12 protein-coding genes are annotated in these 11,883 nt (G+C 76.1%); 7 read left to right on the forward strand and 5 right to left on the reverse strand.

The genetic code is table 11. The annotated features are described in order from the left end of the window. Positions 1–122 precede the first annotated feature (122 nt). A complete protein-coding gene (gene arc / locus ACRYR8_RS13150) occupies positions 123–1,856 on the reverse strand; it encodes a proteasome ATPase (protein ID WP_432485054.1) in 1,734 nt (577 codons plus the stop codon). Positions 1,857–1,967: 111 nt separating this feature from the next. Between arc and ACRYR8_RS13155 the strand changes: the two genes are divergently transcribed. After that, a complete protein-coding gene (locus ACRYR8_RS13155) occupies positions 1,968–3,110 on the forward strand; it encodes a YihY/virulence factor BrkB family protein (protein WP_432484985.1) in 1,143 nt (380 codons plus the stop codon). Here ACRYR8_RS13155 and ACRYR8_RS13160 read toward each other — a convergent pair. The 3 genes from ACRYR8_RS13160 to ACRYR8_RS13170 all read right to left on the reverse strand — a co-directional run bounded on the left by ACRYR8_RS13160 (position 3,009) and on the right by ACRYR8_RS13170 (position 6,203). Then, entirely contained in the window at positions 3,009–3,728 is a 720-nt protein-coding gene (locus ACRYR8_RS13160; RefSeq protein ID WP_432485055.1) for a metal-dependent hydrolase, read from the reverse strand. The two genes, ACRYR8_RS13155 and ACRYR8_RS13160, sit on opposite strands and share 102 nt — an antisense overlap. A gap of 15 nt (positions 3,729–3,743) precedes the next feature. Beyond that, positions 3,744–4,844 (reverse strand): tRNA (adenine-N1)-methyltransferase, encoded by a 1,101-nt coding sequence (locus tag ACRYR8_RS13165; protein WP_432485056.1) that lies wholly within the window; start codon positions 4,842–4,844, stop codon positions 3,744–3,746. Between the two features lie 216 nt (positions 4,845–5,060). Then, on the reverse strand, positions 5,061–6,203 hold the full coding sequence (locus ACRYR8_RS13170; protein WP_432484987.1) for a site-2 protease family protein: 1,143 nt from the start codon (positions 6,201–6,203) through the stop codon (positions 5,061–5,063). A gap of 155 nt (positions 6,204–6,358) precedes the next feature. On the opposite strand from ACRYR8_RS13170, the gene ACRYR8_RS13175 reads away from it, so the two are divergent. Continuing rightward, a complete protein-coding gene (locus ACRYR8_RS13175) occupies positions 6,359–7,420 on the forward strand; it encodes a RecB family exonuclease (RefSeq protein ID WP_432484989.1) in 1,062 nt (353 codons plus the stop codon). Here ACRYR8_RS13175 and ACRYR8_RS13180 read toward each other — a convergent pair. After that, complete coding sequence (locus tag ACRYR8_RS13180) at positions 7,417–8,169, reverse strand: HAD family hydrolase (protein WP_432484991.1); 753 nt, start codon at positions 8,167–8,169, stop codon at positions 7,417–7,419. The two genes, ACRYR8_RS13175 and ACRYR8_RS13180, sit on opposite strands and share 4 nt — an antisense overlap. A gap of 25 nt (positions 8,170–8,194) precedes the next feature. Between ACRYR8_RS13180 and ACRYR8_RS13185 the strand changes: the two genes are divergently transcribed. From ACRYR8_RS13185 to ACRYR8_RS13205, 5 genes are all read left to right on the forward strand, one after another. Continuing rightward, positions 8,195–9,085 (forward strand): PAC2 family protein, encoded by an 891-nt coding sequence (locus ACRYR8_RS13185; RefSeq protein ID WP_432484993.1) that lies wholly within the window; start codon positions 8,195–8,197, stop codon positions 9,083–9,085. A gap of 86 nt (positions 9,086–9,171) precedes the next feature. Beyond that, positions 9,172–9,618, forward strand: a complete 447-nt coding sequence (locus ACRYR8_RS13190) for a DUF805 domain-containing protein (RefSeq protein ID WP_432484995.1) — start codon at positions 9,172–9,174, stop codon at positions 9,616–9,618. A gap of 187 nt (positions 9,619–9,805) precedes the next feature. Continuing rightward, positions 9,806–10,435, forward strand: a complete 630-nt coding sequence (locus ACRYR8_RS13195; RefSeq protein ID WP_432484997.1) for an AIM24 family protein — start codon at positions 9,806–9,808, stop codon at positions 10,433–10,435. Further along, on the forward strand, positions 10,435–11,103 hold the full coding sequence (locus tag ACRYR8_RS13200) for an AIM24 family protein (protein ID WP_432484999.1): 669 nt from the start codon (positions 10,435–10,437) through the stop codon (positions 11,101–11,103). Before ACRYR8_RS13195 ends, ACRYR8_RS13200 begins: the two co-directional genes overlap by 1 nt. After that, positions 11,100–11,867, forward strand: a complete 768-nt coding sequence (locus ACRYR8_RS13205; RefSeq protein WP_432485001.1) for an AIM24 family protein — start codon at positions 11,100–11,102, stop codon at positions 11,865–11,867. The genes ACRYR8_RS13200 and ACRYR8_RS13205 overlap by 4 nt, the downstream gene beginning before the upstream one ends. Positions 11,868–11,883 lie beyond the last annotated feature (16 nt).

Genomic DNA, 11,883 nt, shown 5'->3' on the forward strand with positions numbered 1-11,883 from the left:
GGCCCCCGCGCCCGCCCCCCCGCCCCCCCCCCCCGCCCCCCGCCCCCCCCCCCCCCCCCCGCCCCGCCCCCCCCCCCCCCCCCCCCCCCCCCGGGGGGGGCGCGCCCCCCCGGTAGGGGCTCTCAGAGGTACTGGCCGGTGTTGGCGACCGTGTCGATCGAGCGGCCCGCCTCGGTGCCCTTCTTGCCCTGCATGAGGGTGCGGATGAAGACGATCCGCTCCCCCTTCTTGCCGGAGATGCGGGCCCAGTCGTCGGGGTTGGTGGTGTTGGGCAGGTCCTCGTTCTCCTTGAACTCGTCCACGCAGGCGGTCATGAGGTGCTCCACCCGCAGTCCCCGCTGGCCGGAGGTGAGCAGTTCCTTGATGGCCGTCTTCTTGGCGCGGTCGACGATGTTCTGGATCATCGCGCCGGAGTTGAAGTCCTTGTAGTAGAGGATCTCCTTGTCGCCGCCGGCGTAGGTGACCTCCAGGAACTCGTTCTCCGGGCTCTCGTTGTACATGCGCTCCACCGTGGCGCGGATCATGGCGTCCACCGCGGCACGGGGGTTGCCGCCGTTGGCCGCGAGGTCGTCGGGGTGCAGCGGCAGCTCGGGGGTCAGGTACTTGGCGAAGATCTCCCCGGCGCTCTCGGCGTCGGGCCGCTCGATCTTGATCTTCACGTCGAGGCGGCCGGGGCGCAGGATCGCCGGGTCGATCATGTCCTCGCGGTTGGAGGCGCCGATGACGATGACGTTCTCCAGCCGCTCCACACCGTCCAGCTCGGACAGCAGCTGCGGCACGATCGTGGTCTCCACGTCGGAGGAGACTCCCGAGCCGCGGGTGCGGAAGAGCGACTCCATCTCGTCGAAGAAGACCACGACGGGGGTGCCACCGCTGGCCTTCTCCCGGGCGCGGGCGAAGATCAGGCGGATGTGCCGCTCGGTCTCGCCGACGTACTTGTTGAGCAGCTCGGGGCCCTTGATGTTCAGGAAGTAGCTCTTGGCCTGGGTCTGGCCGCGCAGCTCGGCGGCCTTCTTGGCCAGGGAGTTGGCGACCGCCTTGGCGATGAGGGTCTTGCCGCAGCCGGGCGGGCCGTACAGCAGGATGCCCTTGGGCGGGCGCAGGCCGTGCTCGCGGAACAGGTCGGCGTGCAGGAACGGCAGCTCCACCGCGTCGCGGATCGCCTCGATCTGCGGGCCCAGGCCCCCGATGTCGGTGTAGTCGATGTCGGGCACCTCCTCCAGGACGAGTTCCTCGACCTCGGCCTTGGGGATGCGCTCGTAGGCGAAGCCGGAGCGGGTGTCCACGGTCAGGGAGTCGCCCACGCGCAGCGGGCCGTCCAGCAGCGGGCCGGCCAGGCGCACCACGCGCTCCTCGTCGGCGCGGGCCAGGACCAGGGCGCGGTCGTCGTCCAGCAGTTCCTTGACGGTGGCCAGCTCGCCGGTGCGTTCGTAGTCGCAGGCGGCCACGACGTTCATGGCCTCGTTGACCATGACGTCCTGGCCGGGGCGCAGCGCGGTGAGGTCGACGGCGGGGCTGACGGCCACGCGCATGCGCCGGCCGGCGCTGACCACGTCGGCGGTGCCGTCCCCGACGGCGGCCAGGAAGGTCGCGAACTGGGCCGGTGGCTGGCCGAGGCGGTCCACCTCGGACTTCAGCGACACGATCTGGTCGCGCGCGTCGCGCAGCGTGGCGGCGAGACGGTCGTTCTGGGTGTTGACCTGGGCCAGGCGCGAGCGCGCTGCGGCGAGCTGCTCCTCCAGCAGAGCGACGTGGCGGGCGTCCCGCTCACCTCCGCCGCCGAAGCGGCGCTGGGGTTCCGTCATGGCGCGTCCTCCCCCTCGTGGCCCTCCCGGTCCCCCGGTCGGGCGGTGGATGCGGTCGACACTAACCCGGCGCTGCCGGGTGCGCTCCGGAACCGTGGCGGCGCGGCGCGGGGGTGGGCGCGCCGGCGCGCGCGGGGCCCGGGCTGCGGCCACGATGTGCACGTGCCCGCACCGCAGCGCCAGCCCGGGGCCGTCGCACGGCTGGACGCCTTCCAGCGCCGCCACCCGGCCGTGGGGTACCCGCTGGGGGTGCTCTACAAGTTCTTCGAGGACCAGGGCGCCTACCTGGCCGCGCTCATCACCTACTACGGGTTCCTGGCGCTGGTGCCGCTGCTGCTGCTGCTGTCCACGGTGCTGGGGTACGTGCTCTCGGGCGATCCGGACGCGCAGCAGGCGGTGCTGAACTCGGCGCTGGCGCAGGTGCCGTTGATCGGCGACGAGCTGGGCAGTCCCGAGCGGCTGGGCGGTGGGGCGCTGGGGCTGGTGATCGGTCTCGGCGGCGCCCTGTACGGGGCGACGGGGGTGGGCCTGGCGGTGCAGAACGCGGTGAACGTGGCGTGGGCGGTGCCGCGCAACGAGCGGCCCAACCCGTTCGCGGCGCGGGCGCGGGCGCTGCTGCTGCTGCTGGTCGCCGGGCTGTTCGTGGTGGGGACCACGATCCTGAGCGCGGTCATCTCCGCCCACCTGCCCGGTGGGCTGATCGAGTGGGCCTCTCAGGTGGCGGCGGCGGTGCTGGCCGCGGTGGGGTTCCTGGTGGTGTTCCGGCTGGCGGCCGCCCACCGGCCGGGTGTGCGCACGGTGCTGCCGGGAGCGGTGGCGATGGGGGTGCTGTGGCAGGTGCTGCAGCACTTCGGCCGCGGGATCGTCTCGGAGGTCGCGGCGCGCTCGAGCGTGTCCAACCAGGTCTTCACGGTGGTGCTGGGCGGCATCGCGTTCCTGTTCGTGGCCTCGTGCTGCGTGGTGCTGTGCGTGGAGGCCGACGTGGTGCGGGTGCGTCGGCTGTACCCGCGGGCCCTGCTGACGCCCCTGACGGACGCGGTGGAGCTGACCGAGGCCGACCAGCACGCCTACACCCGCCTGGCGCAGGCGCAACGGCACAAGGGCTTCGAGCAGGTGCTCGTGCGCTTCGGGCGCTCGCCCCTGCAGACCGGGCGCGGTGACGGGGAGCACCGGCGCGGTCGGGTCCAGCAGCCGGCCGGGCGCTCAGCCGAGCAGGAGGTGGCGGGCCAGCAGGGCGGCGGCGGTCAGGAACGCCAGCGCGGCGATGGAACGCTCGACGCGCGCCCCGGTGCGGAAAAGCCCTAGCGCGGTGCGGTGGCGCCGGGCCCCCAGCAGCGCGGCGGGCACGGCCAGCGGCCGGGGTACTCCGCCGACGGTGAGCCAGTCGCCCAGGACGTGCACCAGCACGCCGCCGGCCACCGCCCACGGCAGCCACGGCACGCCGGCGGGGGCGCGGTGCAGCACCCACCAGGCGGCGCCGAAGGACAGCAGCAGGTTGCCCAGCACGGTGGTCTCGGCGCGGCCGGGGATGACGAAGTGGCAGCCGCGCAGCGCGGCTCCGGTGACGAACGCGAGCACCGCCAGGGAGGTCCAGGGGTGCATCGCGGCGGCCCACGCCAGGGCGCCGAAGAGGAGCGGGGCCAGCAGCGGGTCGTGGGTGCCCCAGCGGTGCCCGCCGGCCAGCCGGCCCACCGCGGCGGCGGCGGTGGTGGTCAGCGGTCCCCACATCTGCGCGACGGTGGAGCCGGTGGCGCGCGGCAGTGCCCGCTTCCAGGAGATGCCGCCCTGGTCGAAGTCGGGCAGCAGTGCCGCCCCGCCCCACGCCGCGACCCACGCCACGGCGCCGAGCGGGCCGTGCACGGGGGCCAGCGGCAGGGTGGCGGCGCCGGCGGCGAGGCCGGTGCAGGCGTGGCTGTGGGCCATCACGGGCGGCTCGCCTCAGGCCTCGAGCGGGCCGTCGCCGACCGGGTCGCCCGTCGGGTCGCCCGTCGGGTCGCCGGGAACGGTGCGGGCGGCGTGGTGGGAGGCGGCCGCACCGGCGGCCGCCTCGCGGGCGGCCTTGCGGGCCTTGCGGTCCGAGACGGGACGGTCGCCGTACTCGGTGCCGTCGGCGGGTTCGCCCACCCCCGCGTCGTGGCCCGCGTCCAGGCCCGCGTCCTGGCCGGTGCCGGTACCGGTGATCTCGCCGGTGTCCGCGCTGTGGGCGCCGGGCGCGGGGCGGCGCTTGCGCAGCGGCGGGGTGACGCCGTCGGCGAGGCGGCGGGTGGTCAGCAGGAACCCGGTGTGCCCGACCATGCGGTGCTGGGGGCGCACGGCCAGACCCTCCAGGTGCCAGCCGCGCACCATGGACTCCCACGCCTCCGGCTCGGTCCAGCGGCCCGATGCGCGGGCGGCCTCGGCGACGCGCGAGAGCTGGGTGGCGGTGGCGACGTAGCAGATGAGCACCCCGCCGGGGGCCATCGCGTCGGCCACGGCGTCCAGGCACTCCCACGGGGCGAGCATGTCCAGCACCGCGCGGTCGGCGCCGGTGCCGGCCGCGGCCGACAGCCCGCTGCCCGGCAGGGACTCCACGAGGTCGCCGACGCTCAGGCGCCAGGCGGGGTGGGGGCCGCCGAAGAAGGTCTCCACGTTGCCGCGGGCGATGTCGGCGAAGTCCGCGCGGCGCTCGAAGGAGTGCACCCGGCCGGCGTCGCCGACGGCGCGCAGCAGGGACATGGTCAGCGCCCCGGAGCCCACACCGGCCTCGATGACGACCGCGCCGGGGAAGACGTCGGCCATCTGCACGACCTGCCCGGCGTCCTTGGGGTAGACCACCGCGGCGCCGCGCGGCATGGACAGCACGAAGTCGGCCAGCAGCGGGCGCAGCACCAGGTACTGCACGCCGGCGGAGTTGGTGATCGTGGTGCCGTCGGGGCGGCCGATGAGCTCGTCGTGGCCGAAGCGGCCGCGGTGGGTGTGGAACTCCTTGCCGGCGGTGAGGGTGATGGTGTGCAGGCGCCCGCGCGGGTCGGTCAGCTGCACCCGCTCCCCCTCGCGCAGCGGCCCGCGGCGGGTGGCGGCACCCGTGGGAGCAGCGGCAGCGGTGCCGGTGGGGTCGGCGCCGGGGGTCGGGGCGTGCGCGGGCTCGGGGTTCACGGCGGGGTTCCTCCGGGGTCGTGGGGGCGTGCGGGCGAGCGTGGAGTGCGTGGGGTCTGTGGGGTGCTGGGGCGCGGCTGCGCGGCTGCGCGGCTGCGCGGCGGGAGCCGGGTGCGCCGGTCAGCGCGCGGTGACGGCGGCGACGACGTCGCCGGTGTGCAGCAGCCCCTCCACCCGGCCGCCGGCGCCGAGCACGACGTGCTCGCCGGGGCGGGCGGTGACCGCCTCGAGCAGCTGCTCGCCGGTCAGGTCCGCCCGCAGCCACGAGCGCGGTGGCAGGGCGCGGGCGGTGGCGCCGGCCCCCAGGGCGGTGCGGCGCTCCTCGGGCACCTGCCGCAGCGCGGCGGTGTCCACCACGGCGACGGGCACGCCGTCGTCGGTGACGAGCACCACCTCCAGGTCGCGGCTGCTGCCGAGGGTGGCGCCGGCGTCGATGGCGGCGCGCGCGGCGCGCACCACCTCCTCGACGGTGGCGCGGGCGCTGACGCCGATGGCGGGGCGCTGCAGGGCGCGCGCGGAGAGCAGGGGCACGCGGCGGCGCTGGGTGGCGTAGGCGAGCGCCTGGGAGGCGCCCTGCCACAGCAGGGCGCTGACCAGCCCGGCCCACACGACCTGGGTGAGGCTGGCCTGCCAGCCCAGCAGGCGCGGGACGGCCACGACGGCCACGAGGGTCAGCACGGCCAGGACCCGCCCGGCCCAGGCGGCCGCGACGGTGCCGTCGAGGCGGTCGCCGCGCAGCTTCCAGACCACCGCCTCCAGGGCGTGCCCGCCGTCCAGCGGCAGGCCCGGCAGCAGGTTGAAGACCGCCAGGAGCACGTTGGAGACCGTCAGCGCCCCCAGCAGCAGCTCCCCCACGCCCACCTGCCCGGGCTGGGCGCGCACGACCTCCCCGGCCTGGTGGGCGGCCAGGGCCAGCACGCCGTTGGCCACGGGGCCGACCACGGCGATGAGCAGGCTGCGGCCGGGCCCGACGTCACCGTCCTGGAAGCTGGTGTGCCCACCCCAGACGTTCAGGACGATGCCGGAGACCCGCAGGCCCGACCAGCGGGCGGCCAGGGCGTGGGCGACCTCGTGCACGAGCACCGAGAGCAGAAGGAGCACGGCGTAGGAGAACGCGACCAGGTACGAGGCCGGGCCGGGCACCCGCACGGCCACGAGGGGCGCGAACACCCAGACGATGACGGCGGCGAACAGGAACCACGAGGGCGCGAGCAGCAGCGGGACGCCGAAGGGGCGGCCCAGGCGGATGCCGGCGCCGCTCACCGGACCTGGCCGGTGGGGCGGTCGGTGGGACGGGCGCAGCGCACCCGCCGATCCTAGGCGGCCCGGGCCGGTGCCCCCGCCGCCCACCCCCGCCCGGCCCGCCTCGGCGCCCGGGGGCGCTGGACGTGTCGCAGGCGGCACCTACCCTCGGCGGCGTGTCCAGCACCACCGGCGCGGTGCGCGCCGCGGCCCCACCGGCGTCCCCGCCGGGGGCCCCACCGGCGTCCCCGCCGGGGGCCCCACCGGCGTCCCCGCCGGGGGCCTCACCGGACGGCCCGCGCACCGCGCGGCCCGCCCGGCCGACGCGGGCGGCGGGGGCCGGTCGGGGGCTGTCGCCCTCGCGGGCGGCGGACTTCCTGCGCTGCCCGCTGCTGTACCGCCTGCGCACCATCGACCGGCTGGAGGAGGCGCCCTCGCCGGCGGCGGTGCGCGGCACCCTCGTGCACGCCGTCCTGGAGCGGTTGTTCGACCTGCCGGCGCCCGAGCGCACCGCGCAGGCGGCGTGCGACATGGTGGAGGGCAGCTGGCGCGAGCTGGCCGAGCGCGACCCGCGAGCGCGCTCGCTGTTCGCCGACGACGACGCCGGCCGGGCGGAGCTGGTTGCGTGGCTGCGGGGTGCCGGGGTGCTTCTGCGGCGCTACTTCGACCTGGAGGACCCCACGCGGCTGGAGCCGGCCGAGCGCGAGGCGTGGGTGCAGGTGGCCCTGCAGGACGGGCCGCTGCTGCGCGGGGTGGTGGACCGCCTGGACGTGGCGCCCTCCGGGGAGCTGAGGGTGGTCGACTACAAGACGGGGCGAGCGCCCTCGCAGCGGTTCGAGGCCGCGGCCCTGTTCCAGGTCCGCTTCTACGCGCTGGTGCTGTGGCGCCTGCGCGGGGTGGTGCCCCGCTCGCTGCGGCTGGTGTACCTGGGCTCGGGGGAGGTGGTCAGCCACAGCCCCGACGAGGACGACCTGCGCGCCACCGAGCGCAAGGTGCGGGCGCTGTGGGCGGCGATCGAGGCGAACCGGGCCAGCGGTCGCTGGCCGGCCACCCCGGGGCGCTCGTGCTCCTGGTGCGACCACAAGGCCCTGTGCCCGGCGTTCGGCGGCACCCCGCCGCCCCTGCCGACCGGGCAAGGGGGCACCGGGCAGGGGGCCGACGACCACGGGGCCGACGACCACGGGCCTGAAGCGCGCTCGTCCCCGGGGCGCGGTCCACGCCTCGCGGGTCCGGCCTAGGCCCCGCGGGCGGTACCGCCGGCGCGGTCCGCCAGGGAGTCCAGGACCTGCCCGCGGGCCACGCGCCCGAGGGCGGCGACGTCCAGCTCGGCCAGCGACGCCACGCGGCTGCGGCCCGGCGCGGGCGGGATGGGCACCATGTGCGGGCAGGCCACCACGCGGGCGCCGGCCGCCTCGCCCGAGGCCACGCCCGGTGCGGAGTCCTCCAGGACCACGCACTCGCGCGGGTCGACCCCCAGCAGGTGCGCGGCACGCAGGTACGGGTCGGGCGCGGGCTTGCCGCGCTCGACCTCGTCGCCGGCCACGACCACCGCGAACGCCCCGGGCACCAGGGCGGCCACGGTGCCGGCCAGGGACCGGTACGACATCGTCACCAGCGCGCAGGGCACGCCGTGCCGGCCCAGCTCTCGCAGCAGCTCCAGCGCGCCGGGCCGCCACACCACGCTCGCGGAGACCTGGTGCACCACCTCGCCGATGAGCTCGGTGACGATGTCCGCGGGGTCCAGGTGCACGCCGGCCTCGGCGGCCAGGTGCGCGGCCAGCAGTCGCCCGGAGTCCGGCAGGGCGCTGCCGACCAGCTGCAGCGCCTGCTCGTGCGACCAGCTCGCGCCGTGGCGGGCCATGAGCGCGTGCTCGGCGGCGATCCAGTGCGGTTCGGTGTCGACCAGGGTGCCGTCCATGTCCCACAGGACGGCGGCGGGCGGCGCGGGGTGGCTCGGCGGGTCGGGGATCGGCGTGTCGGTGGGCATCGGGTGGTGAGTCTAGGGTTGGGGGGTGCTTGAGCAGCCTGACGACGCGAGGCCGGCCGCGCCGGTCCTGCGCGATCCCGTGGTGATCGCGGCCTTCGAGGGCTGGAACGATGCCGGGGAGGCGGCCAGCCAGGCCGTGGCGCACCTGCACGAGGTGTGGGGGGCCGTCGAGCTGGCCGAGTTCGACCCGGAGGAGTACCACGACTTCCAGGTCAACCGGCCCACCGTGCACTACGACGAGGACGGCCGGCGCCGGCTGACGTGGCCGACCACGCGCGTGTCCTACGCGCGCCTGCCCGACGCGTCGCGCGACGTGCTGCTGGTGCGGGGCATCGAGCCGTCGATGCGCTGGCGCACCTACGCGGCCGAGGTCGTCGAGCACGCCCGCTCGGTGGGCGCCGGCCTGGTGCTGACGCTGGGTGCGCTGCTGGCCGACGTGCCGCACACCCGGCCGCTGCCGGTGACCAGCAGCAGCGAGGACCCGGACCTGGTGCAGAAGCTGGACATCGAACCGTCCCGCTACGAGGGGCCCACCGGCATCGTCGGCGTGGTGCAGGACGCGGTGGCGAGCGCCGGCATCCCCTCGGTGTCGCTGTGGGTGGCGGTGCCGCACTACGTGGGCCAGCCCCCCTCCCCCAAGGGCACCTTGGCGCTGCTGCACCGCGTGGAGGAGCTGCTGGACGTCTCCGTGCCGCTGGCCGACCTGCCCGAGGACGCCCGTGCGTGGGAGCGCGGGGTGGACGAGCTGGCCGGGGAGGACGGCGAGATCGCCGAGTACGTGCAGCAGCTGGAGGAGGCCAAGGACACCGCGGAGCTGCCCGAGGCCAGCGGTGAGGCGATCGCCCGCGAGTTCGAGCGCTACCTGCGCCGGCGCGACGACCCCCCGCGCCGCGACGACGGCCCGCGGCGCGGCTGACCCGCGCGGGTGGCGCCGCTGCCCCGGACGGGTGGCGGTGCCGCGGCGCGCTCCCGGCGCGCCGGGCGGGCGGTGACCGTGGTGGGGTGAGCCTCTCCGCAGCCGTGTCCTCGGTGTTCCGCCAGTACGCCACCTTCAGCGGCCGTGCCCGCCGCTCGGAGTACTGGTGGTTCCAGCTGGCCCTCGTGCTGGGTTACCTGGCCCTGGGGCTGGCGGGCGGCCTGCTGAGCGTGCTGACCGGCGCGGTGGCCGGCGAGCGCGGGCAGGCGGTGCTGGCTCCGGTCCTGGGCCTGCTCCTGCTGGTGGGGGCGCTGGCGGTCGCGGTGCCGGCCTGGGCGGTGGCGGTGCGGCGCCTGCACGACACCGGCCGCTCGGGCTGGTGGGTGCTGCTGGGGCAGCTGCCGGTCGTGAGCACCGCGCTGTTCGTGTTCACGCTGCTGGACTCCGCTCCGGGTCCCAACGCGCACGGCCCGAGCCCGAAGGCGCCCCGCGGCGGGCTCGCGCAGCCCGGCCGGGCCGCCTGGGGCTCCTGACTCCCGGCCCTGCCCCGCCCCGCCCCGGTGCAGCGCGGCCGGGACCCGGTGGGGGCACCGGCGGCGGGGGCGCTGCTCCCGGGCGACACGCCGCGGCGGCCCCTACCGGCGCTGATCACGCAGGCGCCATGATGGGGGCTGCAGCCCGGCCCGCCCGGGCGCGGACCCGTGCGAGGAGGACGAGCAGGTGAGCTGGCGGCTGGAGACGCCGCGGGTCCTGGTGGTGGACCTGGACGGCGACAAGGGCAGCGCGGTGCGCGCGCGGACCGGCTCGATGGTGGCCTACGAGGGTGAGGTGACCTTCAAGCACGCCGGCTCCGGTGGGGGTGGCGGCCTGCGCGCGGCGTTCAAGCAGCGCGTGACCGGCGAGTCCCTGCCGCTGATGGACGTCAGCGGCCGCGGCAGCGTGCACTTCGCCGTCGACGCCGGGTACGTGCTGCTGCTGGACCTGGCCGGCGAGGTGCTCAAGGCCGAGTCCGAGAGCCTGCTGTGCCTGTCGGAGGGGTTGCGCACCGACGTGGTCTTCACCGGTCTGCAGGGCGCCTCCAGCGGTCAGGGGCTGTTCACCACGAGCGTCACCGGCCGGGGGCGGGTGGCCCTGCTGTCGCTGGGCGGGCCGCCGATCGCGCTGCGGGTCTCGCCCCAGCACCCCCTGGTGGTGGACCCGGACGCCTACATCGGCTGCCTGGGGGACGTCTCGCAGTCGTTCGTCACCGACGTGTCGTGGCGCAACCTGGTCGGGGAGTCGTCCGGGGAGGCGTTCTCGTTGCGCTTCGAGGGGCGGGGCACCGTGTTCATCCAGCCCGAGGAGCGCTGATGACGTTCACCACCGTCACCTCCAAGGTCGTGCTGGCCGAGGTCGCGCCGGGCCGGGAGGTGCTGGCGCGGCGCGGGGCGATGCTCGCCACCACCGGCCGGGTCACCTTCTCCCCCGTCTCCGGCGGTCCGGGCGGCGGCGCCTACGGCGGCGGGGTGGCCTCGGCGCTGGCCCGCGGGATGCAGGGCGAGGCGGTCGCGCTCATGGTCGCCGAGGGCTCGGGCACCGTGCACTACGGCTTCCACGGCCACCACGTCACCGTGATCGACCTCGACGGTTCGCGGCCGCTGTCGGTGGAGGCCGACCGGCTGCTGGCGCACGACGCGTCGCTGTCCAGCTCGGTGGTGTTCCTCGGTCAGCAGGGCGGTCTGCGTGGAGCGGTGCGAGGCGCCGTCACGGGGCAGGGGATGTTCACCACGCAGCTGTCCGGGCGCGGGTCGGTGGCGGTGCTCTCGCACGGCGGCACGTTCGCGCTGCCGGTGGGCGGCGGCCGGCAGGTCGTGGTGGACCCGCAGGCGTACGTGGCGCACGTGGGCGACCTGCGGGTGGAGGTGTCCGCCGCGGTGTCCTGGCGCGACGCGGTCGGGCGCGGGTCCGGGGAGGCGGTGCAGCTGAGGGTGTCCGGCGAGGGAACGGTGCACGTGCAGGCGTCGGAGGAGAAGCTGTGAGCGTCGAGCCCCTGGACCCGTCCACGCTGCCCGACCACGACAACCTGCCGGGCAACGCGTACGCGTACTGCGTGCGCCTGACCGGCCCGCTGTTCGTGCAGACCGGCCGCATGATCGCCCACTACCCCGCCGGAGGCGGCACGATCCGCTTCGAGCCGCTGACGGCGACGTCGCTGGGCTCGCTGGTCGCCGAGCGGTTCTCCTCCCCGCTGTACAGCCGCGACTGGGTCGTGGCGAACGGGCAGGGGCACGTGATCCTGGGTGACCGCGGGTACGACATCAACTCCTACGACCTCGACGAGGGCAACCTCACCGTGCGGGCCGCGAACCTGCTGGCCTTCGACGCGGCTCTGGAGCTGAAGGAGTCCATCATCCCCGGCTTCCTGACCCTGCTGGGCACGGGGAAGTTCCTCGCCAGCTCCTCCGGGCCGGTGATCTTCGTGGAGCCGCCGGTGCGGGTGGACCCCGAGGCGCTGGTGGGGTGGGCGGACTGCCCGGCCCCCGCGCAGCACTTCGACGCCGGGTGGATGGGGCACTTCCTGGGCGCCGCGCGCGGTGCGCTGTTCGGCACGCGTTCCGGGGAGGAGCGCCAGTACGACTTCACCGGCGCCGGCACGGTGCTGCTGCAGAGCTCCGAGCGCGTCCTGGAGGACCCGCACGTGCTGCAGCGCCTGGAGGGCGAGGTGCGCCAGCTGGGCACGGGGCAGCTGCAGCGGCTCGGCTCGGTGGTGCAGCAGGAGATCGCCCAGCGCCAGCAGGGGTGAGGTTCGCGCGCCGCCC

It is taken from the genome of Kineococcus esterisolvens (assembly GCF_050871405.1).
Taxonomy (GTDB): Bacteria; Actinomycetota; Actinomycetes; order Actinomycetales; family Kineococcaceae; genus Kineococcus.

Coding starts and splice junctions, on each gene's coding strand:
- ACRYR8_RS13200 (WP_432484999.1), top strand. CDS start 10,435: ATGACGTTCACCACCGTCACCTCCAAGGTCGTGCTGGCCGAGGTCGCG.
- ACRYR8_RS13160 (WP_432485055.1), bottom strand. CDS start 3,728: ATGGCCCACAGCCACGCCTGCACCGGCCTCGCCGCCGGCGCCGCCACC.
- ACRYR8_RS13180 (WP_432484991.1), bottom strand. CDS start 8,169: ATGCCCACCGACACGCCGATCCCCGACCCGCCGAGCCACCCCGCGCCG.